The organism is Acidobacteriota bacterium, from assembly GCA_039028635.1.
Lineage (GTDB): Bacteria > Acidobacteriota > Thermoanaerobaculia > Multivoradales > JBCCEF01 > JBCCEF01.
The window spans coordinates 1-23,842 of the sequence record JBCCHV010000084.1 but is presented as its reverse complement, the minus strand read 5'-3'; the positions used below and the strand labels follow the sequence as shown (position 1 = coordinate 23,842).

The following is a 23,842-nucleotide window of genomic DNA, read 5'->3' as shown; positions in this document are numbered from 1 at the left end:
TAGATAGGTGCCACCCACCTATCTAAGTGGCTTATTATCAGCGCCTTAGATCTGCGCCATTAGCCCTTTCGGGCTATCCGACATCATCTATGCGTTGCTCCTGTGTAGCAGAAGGTGCCATCCACCTCTTGAAGTTGAAGGTTCCACCCACCTCTCTAAGTTCCTCGTGGCGGGTGTCACCGTCCACAAGTATTTGGCGCCTGTTGAATAGGTGCCACCCACCTATCTAAGTTATTGGACCTTCAGCGCCTCGGCCGCGCTCGCCGACGACGAGATCTACCTGCGGTCGGAAGACGCTCTCTATTGCCTCGTCGAAGAAGCGCCCCGAGATCTGCGGCCGGAGGGCGACGCCGAGGCCAACCCCAGCCGGTAGGAGGAGCTTCTAGATAGGTGCCACCCACCTATCTAAGTGGCTTATTATCAGCGCCTTAGATCTGCGCCATTAGCCCTTTCGGGCTATCCGACATCATCTATGCGCTTGCTTCTGTGAAGCAGAAGGTGCCATCCACCTCTCGAAGTTGAAGGTTCCACCCACCTCTCTAAGTTCCTCGTGGCGGGTGTCACCGTCCACAAGTATTTGGTGCTGTGGGATGTTGGTTTCGCCATAGAACGATGTCGCTCCGAGCTTGACCAGCATCGTGCCAGTTGCTAGGAAAATCCAGTTGCCAACAAGAACCGGTCTCTGCTGGGGGTGATTGGCGGAGATGACTTTCGAAGGGAGACGCCATGAAGCCGTCCCTTACGTTCCCGCTCCGCTCATGCGTCGCTCTGGCCGCCATCGTTCTCGCCGCTGGCGCCTGGGCCGGGGAACCGATCCCCGAAATCGACGTCATTCTCGAGCAAAACCCGGGGGGCACGGTCAAGGTCGACTCGCCGACCGGTGGCTTCGACGAGATCACGCTCGACGTCGGTAAGGACTTCGCGGCGGCGTTGCGCGCCATGGCGCTTCCTCTGGGTTGGACCCTCGAGGCGAAGGGCAAGACGGTCCGCCTGGCTGGGCCCGCCGCTCCCGCTGGCACTCCGGTGCGCCTCAAGCTCGACGCAGGCAGTGCGCCACGGCCGAAGAAGATCTCCTACCGGGCGAGTCTCGACGGGCGGATGCTCTTGCGGCGCAAGAACGAGACGGTCGTCCTGGTGCCGCCGCAGCAGGTGATCGGCAGCCTGCAAGGGATTGTCGTGATGCCGAGCCAGGTGGCGCCGGGCGAGCCGATGCAGATGCGGGTGACCGACTCGGCGGCGCTACCGCCTGGTGGATCCTGGAGCCTGACGGGCGTGGTCGTCGACGATTTGGAGTCCGATGGCGCTGACGGGGAGCCGACGAGTCGAGTTGCGCTGGCCGTGCCGGCGGGCGAAGAGGTGCCGCGCGAAGCGCTCGACGGCATCGCGGCCATTCTGGGGGCGTCGGCGGACGGCCAGGGTCGATGGGAGGTGGCCGTGCTCGACTCCGGGTCATCACCGGGGTCAGCGGGCGTAACCATAGAAGAGGACGAGGTCTTTCTCGACGCAGGGGCTGGCCTGGGTTCGGCCACCTACAGGGTGAAGCGGGCGGGGTCCGGAAATGATGAATCGGCGAGTCGGGTCATCACCATGAAAGGTGGTGGCCGCGGGGGAGAGACCGGTCGGGATCAGAAGATCGTGATTTTCGAGGAGGAGAAAGAGGACAAGGAGGAGAGCAAAGAAGGGAGCGAGGATGATTTTCCGACCAGTTACTGCTTCGAAAAGCTGCCGACTCTGCCGGGTGGCGGCTTCGAATTGAAGGAGTTGAAAGACACCGAGCTTTGCTGGCCCTTCGAGGAGAAATCTGACGACAAACCCAAGAACCGGATTCGAGTTCGCGGTGTGGGAGAGCAGGGCCGTGATGGGATCCTGACCTATGACCTTCACGTGACGGTCGTGACGCAGACAGTCCAAGCTTTTACTGGAACGGACGGTGTCGTGCTCTTCGACCTCCCCGAGAGCCTGACGCCTGGCGGTGAGCTTTCGCTCCAGTACATCGACCTCTACGGCGATGTCGTTGTCGAAGTGCCGGCGGTGCCAGGGGTCGAGGTCGTCGAACCGTTGGCGAACGGTGCCGCCCGCATCTCCGCCGCGACGCCGCGCACCTTCGCCGGCCAGAAGGCCTGCGTCTGCGGCGTCTTCCCCGGCCCGGAGGCCTGGAATGCGCTGCTCCTCGACGGCGCGGCGCTCGGGCCCCCGGTGTCTGCTTCGAGCCGGATGGCCTGGGTGGAGCTCCCCGCCGACCTGGCGCCGGGTCCTCACGTGGTCAGCGGTGCGCCCGAGCCCGGCTTCCCGGCCGAGGACCGAGTGACCGTGTTGGTGCTCCAGATCGGCGGCGAGATCGATTCGAGCAAGCTGCAGCGCCTGGAGACGACGCCGATGCGCCTGTGGGTAGTCGGTACTGCCGAGCCGGTCGAGATCCAGGTGCGCAACAAGACACCGGGCATCATCTCGATCGACGGCGGTCCCGATCAGACGATCCTCACTTCCGGCGGCGAGCCGAACGTGCTCGAGCGCACGGTCCAGGGTCTGTCACCCGGCGCCTTCGATATCGCCTACGAGCTAACCGACGCGGGATGCCCCTGCGCCTCGGCCGGCAGTCAGTACTGGTAGGGAGCCCGTCACGGCTGGTTCGGGCTAGGCCACCTCGGTAGGTGCCACCCACCTATCTAAGCGTCATCTTTTCAACCTCTTAGGACTGCACTATCAGCCCTGATCGCACCACCCACCTCCATGTGGGTGGTGCGATCGCGGAGTCTCCGCGCTCGAGACGGATCGTCGTCAGGGAGACGCGATGGTGCGGGAGAAAGAGACATAGCTCTGTCCTGGCAGTTCGCCGCTTTGGTCCTTGGCTTCACAATCCTTGTGAAGGGATCGGGTCCTCGAATGGACCCAAGGCTGCCAGACCGAAGGCTGCTAGGCTCCGGGGAGATGATTCACGATCGACGTCTCCCTGAGAGAGCTTTCCTGCGATGAATGTTTCTAGGGCTCGGCGGGCTCGCGAATCGGGGCTTCCGAGCCCTGCGAGGCACCGATCGACGGTGCCTTTCTCGATCTTGCGTTGGACTCTGCTCGGCCTGCTCTTCGCCTCGGGCGCGGTGGCCTTGACCTGGCCCCTCGGCGTGAGCCTCGGCGACGGCATTTCGCTCGGCACCGAGAACGTCGCCACCGTTCCGCTCTTCAATCTGTGGACCCTTGCTTGGAATGTCGAAAGCCTCGGACGAGGCTTTGATGGCTACTGGCAGGCGCCGATCTTTCATCCTTCCGCCGATGCCTTCGCCTTCTCGGAGCCGCTGCCCGTGCTCGGTCTGCTCGCCGCCCTGCTCTGTCGATTGGGCCTGTCGATCCTCTCGGCTTATGGCCTCCTGCTGATCGCCTCCCTGGCCTGCAACGGTCTGCTGACGGCGGTACTGCTCCGAAAAGTCGGCCTGGCCTGGCTGCCGTCGATCACCGGGGGCGCGTTGGTTCTGATTCTGCCGTTCACCCACCAGCAGGTGGGCGTTCTGCAACTCGTACCGTTGGCGGGCGTGCTGTGCTTTGCGCTCACGGTGCTGAGGTTCGCTGAGTCGCCTGGACTTAAGGCCGGTTTGGCGGTCGGCGGCAGCCTGGCCTTGGCCTATGGCTTGAGCGCCCAGGTCGCCGCCTTCTGTGCCCTCGCCGCGGCGCCCGCGGCCCTCTGGCTGTGGTGGCCCCATCGAAGGGAACGGCGGGCCTGGATTGGCCTCGCCGCTGGAGCCGCGCTCTTCTTCGGGGTGGTTTCGCCCCTGTTGGCGGCTCAGTTTCGGGCGACCTCGAACGAGAGCTTCGTGCGCTCGGTCGAAACCGTGCGCAAGCACAGCGCGAAGCCCGCTCAGTATCTCGAGGCTCCTTGGCCTCAGCTGATTCCGACACCCGGCGTCACGGATGCCGAGCGGGCGTCAGCCCGCGCATTCTGGCCGGGTACCCTGCGTGTGTTGCTGGCCTTGCTGGCCAGCGCTGTCGCCTGGCGCTCGAGGCGCTGGCGACGTTTCGCCATCGCCGGCCTGCTGGTGCTCGCGACCAGTGTGCTGTTTTCCTGGGGCGGGCACTTCAAGATTCTCGGCCTGTCCGTTGCCGATGTCCTGAGAGCGTTGCCGGGTTTTGGGCAGATCCGCAGCTTCTTTCGCTTCGCTCTCTTTGGCCAACTGGCCGTCGCTGTTCTGGCGGCGGGAACACTGCAGTGGTTGCTCGAAGAATCCCGTCGTCGGCTCGGAACCGGCACCTGGTTGAAACAGGTCCGTGCCGCCGCACCGGTGGCCGCCCTGGCCTTGTTGGCGGTCCTCGAGATGCGACCGACACCGGGGAAGATTGAGCCTCTTCCGCCCCTCGATCTGGAGCTGCCTTGGTTGACGTGGATCGAAGAGCAAACGTCGTCCGAAGAGGTGCTCGCCTTCCTGCCGTTCCCTCCCGGCCGAAGCGTCGCGGACTACGCCAGCACCAGCCAAGCGATGTACTGGCAACAGCGACACTGGCGCCCGATGGTCAACGGCTACTCCGGCTTCTTTCCTCGCAGGTTCAGGGCCCTCAAGGAAACGATGAAGAGCTTTCCTTCCGAGCAGTCGCTCGCGGCGTTGAGCGACGCCGGCGTCCGCTACTGCATCGTGCCCAGGTTCGTCATCGAAGCCTCGCCGGCTCCCGACCCCGAGAGCGCCATCACCCTCGAGCTCGTCTTTCGCGACGAACAGCACGAGATGGCGATCTTCGCCCTCCGCGGCGAGCCTTGAGTGGTCGTTGATCCGATTAGAACCGTGCGACTCAACGGGCGCTCTTCTCAGGTGCCACCCACTTATCTGCCTTCTCCACCCACTTATCTGCCTTCTCAGGTGCAGCCAATCTAAAGGTGCCACCCACTTATCCAAAGCAGCGATCTTCGCCCTCCGCGGCGAGCCTTGAGTGGTCGTTGACCCGATTAGAACCGTGCGACTCAACGGTCGCTCTTCTCAGGTGCCACCCACTTATCCAAAGCAGGTGCCACCCACTTATCTAAATATCTTCCTGTCAACGAATTAGGACATGCTGGTGCCTCGCCGAATGCTGGCCTTTCTGCGATTCTTCCGATCTGCGCCTGGCGCCTCATCGTGTCTGCGACTCCTCCCGATGCACATGCTTGGCCGCATCACAGGCTGCCGGTAGGATGCGCGGCGAGGTGCTTCGGACTCTCTGGAGCACCTGTCGTTCGATTCCTACCAAAGACACCTGAGGAGCGCGAAGATGTCCATCCCTCTCGAGGAACAGATCGTCCTGGTGACCGGTGCCGGGCGTGGGCTTGGTGCCGCTATCGCCGGTGCATTTGCGCGGGAAGGTGCCCGCGTTGCGATCAACTACTTTCGTAGCCGCGAGCAGGCCGAGTCGCTGGCCGCGACGCTCGGCGAACGCGCCCTGGCGGTGCAGGGAGACGTGCGGGATCCGGACTCGGTCGGTTCCATGGTCGAGCAGGTCGGGGCCGCCTTCGGGGCTCCGACCACCGTGGTCCACAATGCGCTGGCCGATTACAGCTTCAACGGTGATGCCCGGGACACGCTGGGCGCGCTCTCGGCCGCGTCGCTGATCGCTCAGTTCGACACCGCGGTCCAGGGCGCATTGAACGTGATCCAGGCGACCAGCCCCGGGATGGCGTCGGCGGGCTTCGGGCGGATCGTTCACATCGGAACCAACCTGGTCCAGAACCCGGTGGTGCCTTACCACGACTACACGGCGGCCAAGGCGGCTCTGCTGGCGCTGACCCGCACGGCTGCGGCGGAGCTGGGCCCGCAGGGCATCACCGTCAATATGGTCTCGGGCGGACTCCTGCGGACGACCGACGCCAGCTCGGCGACGCCCGATGAGGTCTTCGATCTGATCGCCGACACCACGCCGTTGCGGTCCGTGACGACGCCGGAGGAAGCGGCCGATGCCGTTCTCTTCTTCGCCAGCCCGTGGGCACGGGCGGTGACCGGTCAGAACCTGATCGTGGACGGAGGTTTGGTCTTCGGCTGACGGTCCGCGTGCAAGGTGGAGCAGGGCGCCTTTGAGATCTCCGACCTCTCTAGAGGTGCCACCCACCTATCTAAGCGTCGACCTCTCTAAAGGTGCGACCTCTCTAAAGGTGCCACCCACCTATCTAAGCGTCGAAAAGGTGCCACCCACCTATCTAAGCGATCTTTTTCCAATGACTTAGATATTTCTCTGGGTGGCTGTTCTCTTCGCCCTGAGGCCCTCTCCTATCCATCCATTGCCCCCGAAACGCACAATCCCCGACCACGCGGTTCGTGCGTGGTCGGGATGTGGCTCTGGGAGCTCGCGCTGGCCCTTCGATCAGGGGATTTCGTCGGACCAGGCGCTGGTGTCTCCGGATTCGAAGCCGTCCGCGAAGATCAGGGAGGGCTCGAGGGTGATGCGGTCGATGTAGGCCGCGCTGCTGACGTCGGTGGTCTGGTAGCGCACGACCGGCAGGACCGAGACGGCCAGCTCAGGAACGTCTTCCGAGGCGATCGACTCGATCCAGGCTCCGCCGGTGTCTCCTGCGACGCGCGACATCGAGATGGTCTCCAACAGCGCGCCCTGGCAGTTGCTCGCGGCGTAGAAGTCGAGCTCGACCTGCACTGACGGATCGACCACGGCGGGGTCGTCGATGCGCACGACCAATGAGGACACCAGCCCGAACTCGATGTCCGCCACGGTGACGCACGGGTGAGCCAGGACCCCTTCGCTGACTCCCAGGGTTTCGGCGGAGCCGGAGGAAGGGGCTTCGTCGACGTCCTGGCTGCTCCATTGGTAGGCGAGGGACGTCCACGGCGCCAGCGCCTGGTCGAAGTTCGGGTTCTCGACCCGGCTGGTGTAGAGCACCGTGAAGTCGAGGCCGAAGTCGCCGCCGGCCGCATCATCCCGGTCGCCGTCGAGCAACTGCGCGGCGTCGTCCTCGATGTCGTCGCCGCAGGCGAGGACGCGGTAACTGCCCGCCGGTAGCGGCAGCCCCGAGCTGACCTCGAGGATGCTGGTCGGCGTGTCGTAGAGCGCCGAATCGTCGTAGACCGCCGACAGGATGGTGATTTCCTGGTCGTCTCCCAGAACGTCGAGACAGGTCGAGGTGAAGACGTCGTCGAGGCCGGCTTCGAAGAGGCGGAAGCTCCCGGAGGTTGCGGCGCCGGTGACGTCCTCGGAGAAGGCGATCAGGATTTGGGTGATCGGCAGGCGCACCACTTCGCCATCGACGAGCTCTCCGTCCAAGGTCGAGGCGACCGTGTCGATCGTCTCGACGATCGGCGGGTGGTCGACCGGCGTCGACAGCTCGTCGCTGTTGTCCGTCGGGTTGGCGTCCGGCTTGCCGCCTTCGGTGGCGACCGAAGCCTCGAGGAGGATTTCGCTGACGTCGCGGGCGAGCACCGTGTCGACGTTGACCACGAAGGTCGCCGAAGACTGCGTGCCTTCGCCCAGGTCGCCGACCTCGAAGGTGCAGGTCGAACCGGCCGAGTCGCCGTCCGGACAATCCCACTCGGCGCTGCTGCTCGCGGCGTCGAGGGTGCTGTTCGCTGGCACCGTGGCGCTCAACACCACGGCGGTCGCGTCCGAGGCGCCGACGTTGTTGGCGGTGACCTCAAAGGTCAGAACGCCGCCCGCCAAGACCTCCGTCAGGCTGCCGGTTTCCGCCAGGGAGACCGCCACGTCGAGCTCGCGCGCGATCGAGGTGGCCTCGGAGGCGCTGTCGTTCGAGCCGTTGGTGTCGACTTCGTTGACCGCGGTGATGGTTGCCGTATCGGCGATGGTGTCGGTGCCGACCGCCGCCGAGGCCGTTGCCGTCAGGGTGACGGTGAGGGTCTCGCTGGTGCCGGCGTCGAGGTCGCCAAGGGTCCAGGTGGTGCCGCTGAAGGTGCCCGCCGAAGGCGTCTGGGAGTCGGCCGTGACGCCGGTGGGCAGGGTCAAGGTGTTGTCGACGACCACTCCCGAGGCGTCGACCGATCCCGGGTTGGTGACGGTGACGGTGTAGACCAGGTTGCCGGTTCCCGAACCGGCCACCACCGGATCGACCGATTCCGCCACCGTCATCGCCAGGTCGACCTGGCGCGCCACCGAAGTGGCTTCGCTGGCGCTGTCGTTCGAGTCGTTGGTGTCGGTCTCGTCGACCGCGGTGATGGTCGCCGTATTGGCGATGATGTCGGTGCCGACCGCCGTCGATTCCGCCACCGTCAGGGTGACGGTGAGGGTCTCGCTGGCGCTGGCGGCCAGACCGCCGAGGGTCCAGGTGGTGCCGTTGAAGGTGCCCGCCGAGGGCGTCTGGGAATCCGCCGTGACGCCGGTGGGCAGGGTCAAGGCGTTGTCGAGAGTCACTCCCGCGGCGTCGACCGGCCCCAGGTTGGTCACCGTGACGGTGTAGACCAGGTTGCCGGTTCCCGAACCGGCCACGGCCGGATCGACCGACTCCGTGACCGTCACCGCCAGATCGAGCTCGCGCGTGATCGAGGTCTCCTCGGTGGCGCTGTCGTTGCTGGCATTGGTGTTGGTTTCGTTGGCCCCGGTGATGGTCGCCGTGTCGGCGATGGTGTCGTTGCCGCTGGCTGCCGAGGCGTCGACGGTCAGAGTGACGGTGAGAGTCTCGCTGGCGCCGGCGGCCAGGTCGCCGAGGGTCCAGGTGGTACCGCTGAAGGTACCCGCCGAGGGCGCCTGCGAGTCGGCCGTGACGCCGGTGGGCAGGGTCAAGGTGTTGTCGAGGGTCACCCCCGTGGCGTCGACCGGCCCCAGGTTGGTAACGGTGACGGTGTAGACCAAGTTTCCGGCTCCGGATCCGGCGACCGCTGGATCGACCGACTCCGTCACGGTCACCGCCAAGTCCGTCTGGCGCGTGATCGAGGTCCTCTCGATGGCGGCGTCATTGGAGCTGTCGAGGTCGCTCTCGTTGACCGCCGAGACGGCCGCCGAGTCGGCGATCGTGTCGCTTCCCGCGGCGGCCGATGCGGCCACCGTCAGGGTGGCGGTCAGGGTGGCGCTTGCGCCCGCAGGAAGAGTGCCGAGGGTCCAGGTGGTGCCGCTGAAGGAACCCGTCGACGGTACCTGCGAGACGGCCGCGACGCCGGTGGGCAGGGTGAGCGCGTTCTCGAGCGTCACGCCGCTGGCATTGGACGGTCCGGCGTTGGTGAAGGTGACCGTATAGACCAGGTTTCCGGCACCGGATCCGGCGACCGCCGGATCGGCCGACTCCGCCACCGCCACCGCCAGGTCGACCTGGCGCGCGACCGAAGTCCGCTCGGTGGCGTCGTCGTTGGAGGCGTCGGTGTCGGTTTGATTGACCGCCGAGATGGCCGCCAGGCTGGCGATCCGACCGTTGGCGGGCAACGCCGTGGCGCCGACCGTCAAGGTGGCGGTCAGGGTTTCGCTGGCGCCGGCCGCCAAGGTGCCGAGGGTCCAGGTGGTACCGCTGAAGGAGCCCGCCGACGGCACCTGCGAGTCCGCCGTCACGCCCGGGTCCACGACCAAGCTGTGTTCGAGCTCGACACCGGTGGCCGCCACCAAACCGAGGTTGGTGACGGTGACGGTGTAGACCAGGTTGCCGACGCCCGAGCCCGCGATCACCGGTTCCGCCGACTCGGCGATGGAAACGGCGAGATCGACCAAGCCCGCCGGGGCGATGCCAGCGGAGAATTCACTGGTGTTGCCGGCCGCGTCCGTCGCGGTGCTCACCACCGTCATGCCGGCGGTCACTCCGAGATCGGCAATCGGGCCCAGGTTGACGGTCAGGTCGCAGGGCGCCGCGCCGCAGCCGCTGTAATCGCTGGCGGTGTACTCGGCGGTGCCGAGCGGCGCTTCGCCCTGGGTGCCGGTGGCGTCGGCGAGGAAGAACTCGGCGGTGAGGGGATAGGTCGCGTTGGCCGTCTCGGTGTCGACCGAGAAGGTCACCAGCAGGTCGCCGGTGGAAGCGTCGGCGCTCACCACCGGGAAGTTCTGACCGCGGTTGGCGTCGTCGTCCGGGTCGCCGGCGTCGTTGGCCGTTGCGCCGGCCACGCCGCCGATGAGGAGATCGATGCCGAGGCCGTCGTTGCCGTAGAAGGCGTTGCCCTGAATTGCAACCTCGAGCACATCCTCGCCGACCACCACGCCATCACCGTTGAAGGCGAAGACGTTGCCTGCGCCGTCTTCCGTCCCGCCGATGAGGGTGTTGGTGACGCTGCCCGTCGTACTGGCGAACACGCCGATGGTGTTTCCAAGATCTCCCGTTCCGGCCTGGTCGGTCCCAAAGACATTGCCCTGGATCACGGTGCCATCGGCCGCGGCAAGGTACGCACCAGAGCCTGGAAGCAATCCAGACCCCGACACATGGCCCGAGATCAGGTTACCGTCGCCATCTTCCGGTCCCCCGATTCGGTTGTCGGCGCCATCGAAGACAACAACGCCCATGCCATTGCCGATCGCGGTGGCGCCCTCTTCGTCGGTGCCAATGAAGTTGCACAGGATGGCGTTGTCAGAGCTACGATCGATCAGAATGCCGGTGTCCACGAAGTTGCGAATGTTGATGCCGCGGATGGTGGATCCGTCTGCGCCGGAAGCGAGCTCGAGCCCGTTGATCAACACCGCGCCGCCGTCGGCGTCGCCGTGCAGCACGATCTGGTAGGCAGACCGATCAGCGATGGCGTCGGTGCAGATCGTCTCGTTGCCGGCCTGGGTGGTGCCGTCGATGATCACCGGTTGGGTGATCGCGGGCAGGTCGGTGGCCGGAGCAATCACGTGGGGTCCGTCGCCGGTGATCGCGAAGGTGATCCAGTTGTCGCCGGTGGTGGCGTTGGCGTTGGTGATCGCCTGGCGCAGGGAACCGATGTCGCCATCGGCCATGCTGCTCACCAGGTAAGCGTTGACCTCGGTGGTGGCCGAGAACTCGCTGGTGTTGCCGCCCGCGTCGGTGGCGGTGGCCAGCAGTAGGTCGCCGCCCGTCACCGAACCGGGGTTTGGGAAGGAAACGCGGACGGGCAGCTGCGCGTCCGCCGCCAGGTAGGTGGCGCTGCCGACGTATTCGGCGCCCTCTTCGCCGTCGTCGTCCGCCAGATAGAAGTCGACGGTGATTGGGTAGGCCGAGTTGGCCGTCGTGCTGTCGACCCGGTAGCCGATCGAAAGCATGCCGTCGACCGCCGTGGCGTCGAGCAGGTGGGGGAAGTTCTGGAACAGATTGGCCCCGGTGTCGGCATCCTCGGCGTCGTTGGGCGTGAAGCCATCGGCCACGAACCCCGCCTCCACGCTCAGGTCGATCCCCAGTCCGGTGTTGGCGAAGATGCTGTTGCCGCGGATCATGTGCCCGACGGTGGTGGTCAGATCGAGGACGCCCACGGCGTTGTAGGCGATCACGTTGCCCTCACCCTCGGCGGTGCCGCCGATGGTCGCGGTCCCGACGTTGATCTGCATCGCGATTCCCGCGTCGCCATTGCCGAGCGGGGCAACACCGGTCTTGTCGGTGCCGATGTAGTTGCCCTGCACGATCTGCCGGAGCGAGAAAACGCCGAACAGGGCGATACCGTCTTCCGTGTTGCCGGAGATCAGGTTGCCGTCCCCGGGATCCGGGCCGCCGATGGTGACGTCTTCGATACTGCCGACAAAGACGCCCGCTTCGTTGGCGTCGGCCAGCAGTCCCGTTTCGTCGGTGCCGATGAAGTTGCATTGGATCGTGTGCAGACCGTCGCCGGCACCGAGCATGATGATGCCGGTGGCTGTGCCGCCTCGGATGTTGAGGCCGCGGATGGTCGAACCTTGGGAACCGAAAAGCTCGAAGCCCCATTGGGCGACGCCTGCTGCGTCGACGATGACCTGGTAGGCCGGCCGATCCGGGATCGCCTCAGTGCAGACCCCTTCGTTGCCCGGCTGGGTGGAGCCGTCAATGATCACCGGGTCTTCGATCCTGGGCAGATTCGACGCCAGGGTGATGACATGAGGACCGTCGCCTGGGATGGCGAAGGTGATGCTGTCCAGCCCGGCTTCGGCGTTGGCGCAGGCGATCGCTTCCCGCAGCGATCCCGTGCCGGAGTCGGCGGCGGTGGTCACCGTCAGGCAGCCGACGTCGGCGGTCGCCGTGCTCGAGAATTCGGAGGTGTTGCCGTTCGCGTCGGTGGCGGTGGCGAGCACGTCGTCGCCGTCGGAAATCGCACCCACCAGCGTGACGCTCGCCGTCTTGGTGCACGGCGCGCCGCCGCAGCCCGAATAGTCGCTGGCAGTGTACTCGTCAAAGCCCAGGTAGGTCATGCCCTCCAGGCCGTCGGCGTCGGCGACGAAGAACTCCACCCGCAGCGGGTAGGCCGCGCTGGCGGTGGTCGAGTCGACCCGGTAGCTGATCTCGAGGGTGCCGCCTTCGATGCTCGGCGTGCCGGAGAGCACCGGAAAGTTCTGCAGGTTGTTGTTGCCCGAATCGGGGTCGCCGGCATCGTTGACGGCGCCGCCGCCTTCCAGCTCGATGCCTCGCTGGGTATTCGAGAAGATGCTGTTGCCGAGGATCGCGACGCGCGAATTCTGGCCGACGGTGATGCCGTGGCGGACGTTGAAGGCGATGGTGTTGCCGTCGCCGGGGTCGGTGCCGCCGATGGTGATGCCGTCCGCCGCGCGAACGAAGCCGGCGGCCACGCCCTGCCAGCCGTTGGCGAGGGGCTGGGTGCCGGTGATGTCGGTCCCGATCAGGTTGCGCTTCATCTCCAGACCGTCGACGTCGTCGACGTTGATGCCGACCTGGTTGTTGCCCGACACCAAGTTGTCGAGAATTGCGAGGTTCTGCTGCGTGCCCGCGAAGCTGCTGACGCTAACCCCCCAGTCGTTGGGCAGCGCGGCCGTGCCGGTCTTATCGGTACCGATGAAGTTGTGACGCAGGGTGTTGCCCGAGCCGGTCGAGCCGGTCGATCGGAAGACCACACCGAAGCTCACGGAGCTGGTGGAGATCAGATTGCCCTGGGTAGCGTCGGCACCGCCAATGGTCACGTTGGCGGCGTCCTCGACCCGAACGCCTTGGCCGCTGCCACCGATCCGAGTCGATCCATCTGCGTCGGTGCCGAGGAAGTTGCAGGCGACGGTGTGGCTGCCGCTGTCGTCGATCCGGACGAGATACGTTCCGAAACCGCGGACGTTGAGCCCCCGGAGGGTCGATCCGTCGGAGCCGGCGCCGAGCTCGAAGCCTGTGGAGATGGCGGCGCCGTCGCTGACGATGACCTGGTAGGTGGGCCGGTCGGGAATCGCCGTGGCGCACACCGTGCCGTTGCCGGCCTGGGTCGTGCCGTCGATCGTGACCGGCGCGGTCAGGATCGGCAGAGCCGCCGTCAGCGCGATGTCGTGCGGGCCGGCGCCGGGGATGGCGAAGGTGATGGTGTCGAGCTCCGGCGTGGCGTTGGCGCAGGTGATGGCTTCGCGCAGGGAGCCGGTGCCGCTGTCTGCCGTGGTGGTGACGTCGAGACACTCGGGGCCCATCAGCGCCACCGCAGCCGAGATCTCGCTGGTGTTGCCGTTGGCGTCGGTCGCCAGGGCGACCAATTCGTCGCCATCTTCGAGGCCGAAGGTCGCCGCCGTCACCGTGGCCACGATGTCGCCTGGGTAGTCACTGGCCGCGAAGAGCTCCGAGAAGAGAAAGGTCTGGGGCTCTTCTCCGTCCGCGTCGGGCGCATAGAAGTCGACGGTGATCGGGTAGGCCTGGTTGGCGGGATCTGAAGCGACGGTGTAGGTGATCTGCGCCTCGGTGTCGACGATCAGCCCGCGCACCAGCTCCGGCGCGTTCTGCAGCAGATTGGCGCCGGTATCGGCGTCGGTCGCGTCGTTGGCGGTGGCGCCGTCAGCGCCGAGGTCGATGGCGAGCCCTGAGTTCTGGAAGAAGCTGTTGCCGCGGAAGTTGTTCGACGTGCCGCTGGCGGCTCGGATGCCGGTGCCGTTGAAGGCGATGGCGTTGGCTTCGCCGATGCCGAAACCGCCGACGGTGTTGGCGCCCGACATCAGAGACAAGCCGATAGTGTTGCCCTGGGCAAACGTACCCGTCTCGTTCGTGCCGATCAGGTTGCATTGGACCGTATGGCCGCCGCTCAGGGCGAGGATTGCGGCGTTGCCGTTGCGAAGATTGAGGCCTTGGACGGTCGAGCCGTCGGAACCGGCCGCCAGGGTCAGCAGGTTGGGGCGACCGGCAGCGGCGCCGTCGATGACGATCTGGTAGGTCGGCCGGTTGCCGAGGTCGGTGCTGCACACCGTTTCGTTGCCGGACTCGGTGGTGCCGTCGATGAAGGTCGGATTGGTGATCGCCGGCAGCGCCGACAGCGGGCTGATGACGTGCGGCCCGTTACCCGAGATATTGAAGGTGATCAGCGTCGGGCTGGTCTGGGTGTTGGCGTCGAGAATGGCCTGGCGCAAAGACCCCGCGCCCGCGTCGTTGGTGTTGGTGACGTCGAACGCGCAGCTCGTGCCGACCGCGATGGCAGCCGAAAACTCGGAGGTGTCGCCCTGGTTGCTCTTGGCGGTGGCGACCAGCTGGTCACCGAAGCGGACGCCGAGGTCGGCGCCGGTGCCCAGGGTGGCCGAGATGGTGTTCGGGAAGTTCGAGTAGTTGGCCCGGCGCAGGAGCGCCGCGCCCTCTTCGCCATCCGCATCCGCGAGGAAGAACTCGAGAATGTGGTTGGCGCCTGAAACCGCAGCACTCGAGGACAGGCTGTAGCGGACGGTCAGCGCGTCGGAGCAGTCGAGGGTGGCGCTCACCAAATCGGGAAAGTTCTGCCGCCGATTAGGGCCGCCATCGTTGTCATTGCTGTCGTTCGGCGTCACTCCGTCGTCCGCGAGGTCGATGCCGATGCCACCGTTCTCGAAGATGAAATTATGCTCGATGTTGTTGCCCTGACTCGTGCCGCCGGCAATGGTGACGCCGTTGCCGTCGTTGTAGGCGATCGTGTTGGAGAAGGTCGGGCCGTCGAACTGAAACTGACCGATCCGCGAGTTGTCGATGTTGTTGCCGAAATAGACCCCGTCGAGGCCGTTGCCGAGATCGTAGGTTTCGCTGCGGTCGGTGCCGATGTAGTTGCCGAGAATGACGACACGGGTCGACCGAACGCTGTTTTCGTCGGTGACGTGGATGCCGTGCCCGACGTTGCCGCCGATGACGTTGCTGAACGTGTTTCTGCGGTTGCCGATATCAACGTTCTCGAGCTCGGTGGCACCGCCACCATCGAGGAAGATCGTGATTCCGTTGCCGCCGTTCGGAATCGCGGCGGTCTCCTCGGCATTGGTTCCGATGGAGTTGCAGTGAATGTCGGTGTCGTCGGCGCCGCCGCCGGTCACGTTGACGCCGTCGCCAAGGTTGCCCGAGATCAAGTTGCCGTTGTTGCAGCCCCCGAATCCGATGGAGTTGTCTGCGCCGGTGACCGCCACGCCGTGACTGCCGTTGGGCACGGCGAACGTCCCGGTGCTGTCGGTGCCGATGTAGTTGCCCACCACCTCGTTGTCGTCGCCGCTGACGGTGACGCCCACGCCGGTGTTGCCGGAGATCACGTTGCGGGTGCTGTCGGCGGCACCACCGCCACCGACAAAATTGCCGTCGCCCGCGCCGCCAAAGTTGACGCCGGCACCGTTCGGGACGGCGAAGGTGCCGGTCAAGTCCGTGCCGATCAGGTTGGCCCGAACAGTTGTGCCGGTGCCGTTGAGGATGATGCCGACGTTGTTGTTGCCGGAAATCAGGTTGCCATTGTTGGCGCGTCCGATCTCGTTGACGCCATTGGCCTGCACTCCGGTGTTGTTCGGGATGGCTCCCGTGCCGGCACGGTTGGTACCGATGAAGTTGCGAATGACCTGGTTGCCCGAGTGGTTGAACTGGAAGCGAACGCCGACTCCGTTACCCGAGATCAGGTTGTCCTGAATGGTGTTGTTCGACGCTCCCAGCTGGAGCGCGATGGCCCAAGCGCCGCCATCGAAGACCCCCGGCTGCGACATGCCGTCGGCGGAAGGGCCGATGAAGTTGCACTCGATGAGGTTGTTGTCGCCCCTGAGGGTGAGGCTCGCGAATCCGAAGCCCTGAAAGTTCAATCCGCGAATCGTCGAGTCGTCGGCGCTGAGGCGTAAGGCGTTCTCGGTGCCGGTGCCGGTGACCCCTAGCCCGAGCAGCGATAGAACGTAGTCGGGCCGATCGGGGATCGGGGTCGTGCAGGCTCCGGTATTGCCCGGTTGGGTGGTGCCGTCGAGGATCACCGGGTCGGTGATTTCCAGCGTGGCGGAGAGCGCGATCTCATGCGGCCCACTGCCGGGGATGTTGAAGGCGATCGTGTCCGTACCCGAGCCGGTGGTGCAGTCGCCGCTGGTCGTGTTGTTGTTGCCGTTGGCGTTGTTCAGGGCCTCGCGGAGGGTGCAGGAGCCATCGCCCGCGATCTCGTTGTCGAGGACGCTGGTGACCGTGATGGTGGCCGCCCAGGCGGGACCGGTGGCGATCAGCAGGAGAGCCAGGATCGCGAGGAACAGCGGGGCGATGCAGCGGCCTGTCGTCGCCCGTCGGCGGCTCGCAGTCCGAGTCGAACCGAAGTCGCAGCGCTGCGACGAAACATCAGAAGCGGACCCATCGGTCCGAAAGAGGGAGGTCAAGAGATCGCGAATTGGCGCCATGGGAGCTGTCCTCTGGGTCGTAGATCCTGAATTCGTGAAGGACTGCTCCCGATAGGCGCATAGCCGACCAGAAGCCGTCCTAATCAGCCATGCGCACGATCCCCCCGGAACGGCACACAGGTGCCACCCTCTTCTCATCGGTGCTAATAGCACACAGGTGCAATGGCACACAGGTGCCACCCTCTTCTCATCAATGGCAGCACGCAGGTGCTGCTGGTACGCAGGTGCTGCCGGAACATAGGTGCCACCCTCTTCTCATCGGTGCCAATAGCGCATAGGTGCAATGGCGCACAGGTGCCACCCTCTTCTCATCAATGGCAGCACGCAGTTGCTGGCACACAGGTGCCACCCTCTTGTGCGGCACGAAGGTGCCGAAGGCACACAGGTGCGCGGCACACAGGTGCCAATGGCACAGCACAAAGGTGCCACCCTCTTGTCATCGAAGGGTCACAGGTGCCGCCGACACAGAAGCGCCACCCACTCTCATCGGCAGGCGCAAAGGTGCCCTGGCGGCGCCATGGTGGTCCTCGGTCTTCGGTCGAGGGAATCCGAACCGGCGCGGAGAGGACTGAGATTCGCCTTAGAGAACCGAGGAAGATCTGCCGGGAAGTTGCCGGGCTAAGACTGCTCGGGGCGAGCTACTTGAGGGCCATCGATGGCTCGCGCCCTCGGAGGGTTTCGGTTGTGGATCAGAGCCAGGCCGAACGATCGGCTTCTCTTCATCCGGGTCTCGGCTCCAGCTGGACGAAGGGTAGGGCCGGTGGATAGCAGCCTGCCGGGAACTCAACGTCTCGATGTCCGAGCCTGAGTCGCTGGGCGGCGCTTCGGTAGGCGAGTAGGAAGGATCGATACGCGTCGGACAAGATTCTGCGCATCTCGCGGGTGAAGCAATGAAACCGCGGTGCCGGAGAACGCTTGGAGTGCCGGGGGCGTTGATGAGGATGCTGCCGGAGGATTCTCTTTGTTCCCAGGGGCTTGCGTCTGGACGAGCCAACTGGCATGAACTCCGTTTCAATTGCGTCGAGAAGGTCGCGAACTCTCTCGAGCTGCGCATGCTCTGAAAGGTGATCCCAGCAGGGTAGGGGCGTCAGCTCAAGGGTCTCGCGCTCTGCGAAGTCCGACTCCGAGGCTTCCGTCGTTCGGGCTTGGAACCACCTGGTTCGGTTGATCCAGTGGCCTTCGAGAGGTTCTCCCGAGGATAGAGCTCGGGCGCATTGGACGCCGGGCCATTCGCCGGGCTTCGTGACGAGACCTTCCTTGGAACCGTGAGCGAGGATGTACCGGAGGCGGTCGATCTGCGCCTGCGGCTCCTGGCTAACCAGGGTCGCCTGGTAGCGACGGCTCCAAAATCGATCTCTCCAACCATAGAGGCGACCCGCCTCCCTCGCGAGATTGCCGTTGACGAAGTTCATGAACGAGGCGAGCTGCCAGGCGCTCCCGACTGAGAGCAGGAGGTGATAGTGGTTGGAGAGGACCACGATGGCGTGGATTTCGACGCCGTAGCGCCTTTGGGCCCGGGCGATGACCCCCACGGCGAGAGCGTTGAGAGCCTTGCTCGGTCGCAGGAGGAAACGGCCTTGGATGGTTCGGGTGGTGACGAGGAACATGCCGCCTTCCGGCGGGACGTAGAGAATCGAGCGTGGCATACCCAGAAGGACGCGAAACGACCCCCGGATCCTTTCGTCTCTTGAGTGAACTTTGGCTTTCAGAATCGCAAAATTTTGATTGCAAAAGACTTATCTAGTCGGGTGGCACTTTCTTGCGCGCGGCTTACGACCTGGCCGGCTGATCCGTTCTGGACGTCGGCTGGCGGTCGGCCCAGAGCAAAACGGCGAACATCAATCCGTAGATGAAGAACATGGCAGGGATCGTCGATCCGGCGAGGGCCGGGAGTGGGTTCATTCCGGTGAGCTCGATCAGCGACAGGTCGGCGGATAGGAACATGAATGCGACGCCACCACCAAACACTGCGAGCCATGCCGCCCAGGTCGTCCGATGACGGCGGATTCCGGCCCGGGCGTCGGTCCGAAGAACCCAAGCCATGACAGCGACGGTGAAGACTGCTTCGAGCGCGACGGCGAGGTAGGGGTAGGTGTAGTAGAGCCCGGTGCCTACCGAGTGAGTGTCCGGTCCGAAGAGGTTGTGCGGAAAGCCGCCGATGTAGTCGGTGACGGCGTGCACGATGATCAGCATTCCGCCGGTCAAAGCGGGCCGCCAGGAACGAAAGAGCAGCCAGCCCGCGAGGGTTGTCAGCGCGATCCAGCCCAGGATGGGCAGAAGGTCATGGCTGTAGGTCATGACCACTTGCAGATTGTCGAGGCTGACATTCATCACGTTGTGCGGTTCGGTGGGCTCGAGGCCGAGGTAGTGGAAGACCAGCCAGAGCATGTCCGGTAGCTGGGATGCGACCAGGTAGTAGGCAAGATGGCCGCGCGGGGCCTGCTGCTGAGCGGCGAGCGCAGTGGTGAAGTGTCCTGCGAGCATGGGGTTCCTCCTTCTGAGCTTCGCGAAATTGGATTAAGTACCGTTCGGTACAAAATTTATAACGTAGGCTATCCTTGGCGTCAAGGGATAATGGACCGATTGGAATGAAAATGATGGGGAGCCAGGTGAAACGTCGGCGCGGACGTCCCAAGACGGTGAACCGGGAGCGTGCGATTGAGCTCGCCATGGAGAGCTACTGGCGAGATGGCTTGTTTGCCGTCTCCCTCAACCAGCTCTGCCGACGTGCCAGCATTTCCAAGCCGGCCCTCTATCGCGAGTTCGGAGGCGAAGACGGATTGATGGAGGCCGCGTTGCTCGAATATCGGCAGCGCTTCGTCTTGCCCCTGCTTGCGGTGGTGGCCGCCGATCTGCCTTTCGAACAGACCTTGGATCAACTGGTCCTCGTAACGACCGTCGATCGCGACACGCCGGCGGGCTGCTTGTTCACCGCCATGCGGCTGTCACAGGCACGTCTGGGCCCGGCGACGGCGGCACGGGTCTCAACGATCGTCGAGGAAAGACGTGCCGCCTTCGAAGATGGCTACCGTCGCGCGCTCGCTCGTGGCGAAGCCGATCCAGACCGCTCGCCCGAGTTTGCCGCCCGCTACCTCGATACCCAACTGACCACGATCTTGGTCCAGATGGCCTCGGGAGAGGAGCCAGATCTGGTCAGGCCTCAGGCTCGACTGGCATTGCGGGCGCTCCTGCCGACTTAGAGCAGCCGAGGGTGGCTGGTGAAACGGATTCGTATCAAGTGAGGGGCAACGCGGCACGGCATTGGAAGTTTCTTGGTCACAGTGGGAGAGGCATAGATGCAAAGTGCTGACAGTGAGTGACTTAGATAGGTGGGTGGCACCTGGGGACCTGATCGGAGCGGCTCGCCTTCCTCGGCTCGGATGCTCGTGCGACAACGCGGGCTTCACCCGGGCCCTGAGAAGAGGTAGCCTTCAGCCTGGACTTTGAACCACGCGAGAGACAATCCATGTGTGGCCTGATCGGTATCGTTGCCCAGCAGCCTGTTGTGATGGAAATTTATGAGGGGCTCACCGTCCTTCAGCACCGCGGTCAGGACGCCGCCGGCATGGCCGTCAGCGATGCCGACGGCAAGTTGCAGCTGCACAAGAACAATGGCCTGGTGCGCGACGTCTTTCGCAGCAAGCACGTCCAGCGAATGTCCCGCGGCACGGCCGGTATCGGCCACGTGCGTTACCCCACGGCCGGTTGCGATTCGTCGGAGGAAGCCCAGCCGCTCTACGTCAACTCCCCGTTCGGCTTGGCCCTGGCCCACAACGGCAACCTGACCAACTCTCGTCAGCTCAAGCGGGAGGTCTTCCTGTCCGACCGTCGCCACATCAACACGGAGTCGGATTCGGAGGTCTTGCTCAACGTGCTGGCCCATGAGCTGCAGATCCAGGCGTCCCTCGAGCTTCGTGCGGAGCAGCTCTTTCGCGCCGTGGCGGCGGTCCACCGGCGCTGCACCGGGGGCTATGCCACCATCGGGCTGGTGCCGGGCCGAGGCGTGATCGGGATTCGCGACCCGCACGGTATCCGCCCCCTGGTCTACGGCGTGCGTCGACGCGGTGGTGGTGAAGAGTGGGCCATCGCGTCCGAGAGTGTGGCGTTGGATGTGCTCGGATTCGATTTGGTCGCCGATGTGGCACCTGGCGAGGCCGTCTTCATCGACATGGAAGGCAACCTCCGCAAGCAGCAGTGCGCCGAGCGCAAGGCCCACACCCCGTGCATCTTCGAGTTCGTCTACTTCGCCCGGCCCGACTCGCTGTTGGATGACATTTCGGTCTACAAGGCGCGCTTGCGGATGGGCGAACGGCTGGCCCAGAAGATTCTTCGCGAGTGGCCGGACCACGACATCGAGGTGGTCATTCCGGTACCGGACACCAGCCGGACTGCCGCTATTCCGCTGGCCCACGCGCTGGGTGTCAAGCATCGCGAAGGACTGATCAAGAACCGCTACATTGGCCGCACATTCATCATGCCCGGTCAGGGCGAGCGGCAGCGCTCGGTGCGGCGCAAGCTCAATCCCGTCCCCCTCGAGTTCAAGGACAAGAACGTGCTGTTGATCGACGACTCCATCGTCCGCGGCACGACCTCTAAACAGCTGATCCAGATGGCGCGCGATGCCGGGGCCCGCAAGGTCTACCTGGCGTCGGCGGCGCCGCCGGTGCGCCACCCGAATGTTTACGGCATCGACATGCCGGCGGCCAATGAGCTGGTCGGCTACGGCCGCGACATCGAGCAGATTCAGGCCGAGCTGGGTTGCGACAAGCTGATTTATCAGGAACTCGATGACTTGATCGCTGCCTGCAGCGAAGGCAACCCGCATATCGACGCCTTCGACACCAGCTGCTTTTCGGGGGAGTACGTCACCGATGTCGATGACGGCTATTTGCGCGAGCTAGAGGTTGCCCGCTCGGACCAGGAGAAGGCGGCGCGCGCCACTCAAGAGGCAACCTAGAGCTTCACTCACTCCTTTCTCGTCTGCTCTTCGAAGGTGCCACCCGAATATCTAAGGTCTTTCCTCTCAGCACCTTGAGATCGAGAAAGCCTGCCCTCAGCTCATACTTGCTGGTATAGCGAGCCACCCGACGAGGTGGTTGGCACCTATGGACTGGCGCCTGCAGCCGATCGTACCCATGGCCGGGCCGAGAGCGCTCTCCGCGAGGTCGTAAAGGCTTGAATTAGAGCGACTTAACTAGGTGGGTGGCACCTGGGACGGCCTCGTTGGGTGGCTCGGGACCGTCCCGTGGCGCGCTTCTTGGGCTCAGGCGACTTTCGAAGCGAGGACGTTGGCCGGCGAAATGCTGGGCGGTTCGGCGAGCAGGGTGTCGGCGTTGGCCAGGAGTGCCGCGGCGATGTCTCCGTCGAGGTGCTTCTGGCGATCTGCTGCAGTGGCGAAGGCGTCGACGACGTAGAAGGTTGTGGCGTCGGCGCGCAGCGCGAACCAGACCGGGGTGAAGGTCTCCTGCTCGGCGAGGGGGAGCGCGCCAGTCAGGAACTCGGCGACTTCTTCGGCACGGTCTTCTTTGGCGACGATCTTGACGACGAGGGAGTGGGTCAGCATGGGTCTTCTCCTTTTCGCTTGGCGGGCCGGGCGCGACCACCGTGCCCGGTGAAAGGAAGACTACGGACCGTGGAGAAGATCTTCGAGTGGCGGAATCGACATCTTTGGTAGAATTTTCGACATGAGAGTTGTCTTGCTCGTCGTCGACGGCATGTTCGATACGGGGTTGTCCGTCCTGCTGGACACTTTCGGGACTGCCAACGAGCTGTCTTCCGCGCCTCAGCATTCGCCTGATTTCCGGATCCAGGTCGCTGGCGTTCGGGAGAAGGTCTCGACTCAGCAGGGCTTCCAGATCCCGAGCTCGCCGGTGGAGGAGGTGGCGACGCCGGACCTGGTGATCGTGCCGGCCCTCGGGGCCAAGTCGCCGCAGGCCCTGGAGCGGGCCCTCGAGCGCGACGACGTGCGAGAGGCTGGCGTTCAGCTGGCGACCTGGCACGCCGCTGGCTCTCGGTTGGCCGCCGCTTGCACGGGCACCTACTTGCTGGCGTCGACGGGGCTCCTCGATGGCCTTCGAGCCACCACCACCTGGTGGCTTGGTCCCGACTTTCGTCAGCGGTTCGAGTCGGTCGAGCTCGACGAGTCGCAGATGGTGGTCGAGTCGGCGGGGCGGGTGACGGCGGGGGCGGCGTTGGCCCATGTCGACCTTGCGCTGTGGTTCGTGCGCGAGCGCAGCCCAACGCTGGCGCGATCAACCTCAAGGCACCTGCTGGTGGATGGTCGGCCGACCCAGGCAACCTATGCGATGACGGATCATCTGGCTTTCTGCGATCCGTTGGTCGAGAAATTCGAGCGCTGGGCACGGCGCCACCTGCCCGAGTTCACGATGGCGGCCGCCGCCAAGGCCGTTGGCGCCAGCGAGCGAACCCTCGAGCGCCGACTGCGCAAAGTCCTGGGACAGACTCCCATCGCCTTCGTCCGTCGGTTGCGGGTCGAACGCGCCCTGTTCTTACTCGAGACCACCGACGACAGCGTCGAGCGCATCGCAGGCTCAGTCGGCTACGGCGACGGTGTCACGCTGCGGACTTTGCTGCGCGAGAAGACCGGACTGGGTATTCGTCAGCTCCGGCGTCGTGCATGAGTGGGGGCGGGGGAGCTGCGACCTCCAAGTCCTCGGGCGCCTTCTTGTTGCGTCAGCGCGCCCTGACCTCCTAGGTGCCACCCTCTTATTCAAGGGGAGCCTGGTCGCCCTGAATTCCCAGGTTCCACCCTCTTATCCAAAGTTCGCGACGGTGTCACGCTGCGGACTTTGCTGCGCGAGAAGACCGGACTGGGTATTCGTCAGCTCCGGCGTCGTGCATGAGTGGGTGCGGGGAGCTGCGACCTCGAAGTCCTCGGGCGCCTTCTTGTTGTGTCAGCGCGCCCTGACCTCCTAGGTGCCACCCTCTTATCCAAGGGGAGCCTGGTCGCCCTGAATTCCACCCTCTTATTCAAGGGGAGCCTGGTTGGAGTTGCCCTCTGTACCAAGGTTCCAACCTCTTGTCTAAAGGTCCTATTATCAGAGGCTTGATTTCGTGTTCGAGGCTTGAATTGGAGCTCCTCGCCCGGGATTCTAGGTGCCACCCGAACTTCTCGGCGGGCGCCTTCGAGGCTTGATTCGGAGTTTCTCGTCCGAATCTCTAAGTGCGATTTCTAGGTTCAATTCCTAGGTGCCACCCGAATTTCTCGGCGGCGTGTGGCGTCGGGGGCAGGGATCTGGCTGCGGCCGTTGACGGT

At 64.7% G+C, this 23,842-nt stretch carries 10 protein-coding genes; 7 read left to right on the top strand and 3 right to left on the bottom strand.

Annotated elements, in window-relative coordinates:
• Window positions 1-211 precede the first annotated feature (211 nt).
• The 4 genes from AAF604_23425 to AAF604_23410 all read left to right on the top strand — a co-directional run bounded on the left by AAF604_23425 (window position 212) and on the right by AAF604_23410 (window position 5,991).
• Window positions 212-373: a hypothetical protein gene (locus AAF604_23425; protein ID MEM7052634.1), complete on the top strand. Its 162-nt coding sequence runs from the start codon at window positions 212-214 to the stop codon at window positions 371-373.
• A gap of 650 nt (window positions 374-1,023) precedes the next feature.
• Window positions 1,024-2,610, top strand: coding sequence for a hypothetical protein (locus tag AAF604_23420; protein ID MEM7052633.1), 1,587 nt, complete (start codon window positions 1,024-1,026; stop codon window positions 2,608-2,610).
• Between the two features lie 428 nt (window positions 2,611-3,038).
• Window positions 3,039-4,739: a hypothetical protein gene (locus AAF604_23415; protein ID MEM7052632.1), complete on the top strand. Its 1,701-nt coding sequence runs from the start codon at window positions 3,039-3,041 to the stop codon at window positions 4,737-4,739.
• A gap of 487 nt (window positions 4,740-5,226) precedes the next feature.
• The gene (locus AAF604_23410) at window positions 5,227-5,991 is read left to right on the top strand and encodes a 3-oxoacyl-ACP reductase (GenBank protein ID MEM7052631.1); all 765 of its coding nucleotides are present in this window, start codon (window positions 5,227-5,229) and stop codon (window positions 5,989-5,991) included.
• Window positions 5,992-6,309: 318 nt separating this feature from the next.
• Here AAF604_23410 and AAF604_23405 read toward each other — a convergent pair whose 3' ends face one another.
• Together AAF604_23405 and AAF604_23400 are read right to left on the bottom strand one after the other, a co-directional pair.
• Entirely contained in the window at window positions 6,310-16,566 is a 10,257-nt protein-coding gene (locus AAF604_23405; GenBank protein MEM7052630.1) for a hypothetical protein, read from the bottom strand.
• Between the two features lie 1,770 nt (window positions 16,567-18,336).
• Window positions 18,337-19,050 (bottom strand): hypothetical protein, encoded by a 714-nt coding sequence (locus tag AAF604_23400; GenBank protein ID MEM7052629.1) that lies wholly within the window; start codon window positions 19,048-19,050, stop codon window positions 18,337-18,339.
• Window positions 19,051-19,175: 125 nt separating this feature from the next.
• Here AAF604_23400 and AAF604_23395 point away from each other — a divergent pair, with 125 nt between their 5' ends.
• The gene (locus AAF604_23395; GenBank protein ID MEM7052628.1) at window positions 19,176-19,766 is read left to right on the top strand and encodes a TetR/AcrR family transcriptional regulator; all 591 of its coding nucleotides are present in this window, start codon (window positions 19,176-19,178) and stop codon (window positions 19,764-19,766) included.
• 266 nt (window positions 19,767-20,032) lie between these two features.
• A complete protein-coding gene (gene purF, locus AAF604_23390; GenBank protein MEM7052627.1) occupies window positions 20,033-21,523 on the top strand; it encodes an amidophosphoribosyltransferase in 1,491 nt (496 codons plus the stop codon).
• A gap of 306 nt (window positions 21,524-21,829) precedes the next feature.
• Here the strand turns inward: purF and AAF604_23385 are convergent, their stop codons facing one another.
• Window positions 21,830-22,129: an antibiotic biosynthesis monooxygenase gene (locus tag AAF604_23385; protein MEM7052626.1), complete on the bottom strand. Its 300-nt coding sequence runs from the start codon at window positions 22,127-22,129 to the stop codon at window positions 21,830-21,832.
• Between the two features lie 121 nt (window positions 22,130-22,250).
• On the opposite strand from AAF604_23385, the gene AAF604_23380 reads away from it, so the two are divergent.
• Window positions 22,251-23,207, top strand: coding sequence for a helix-turn-helix domain-containing protein (locus AAF604_23380; GenBank protein MEM7052625.1), 957 nt, complete (start codon window positions 22,251-22,253; stop codon window positions 23,205-23,207).
• The last annotated feature ends 635 nt before the right edge of the window (window positions 23,208-23,842 follow it).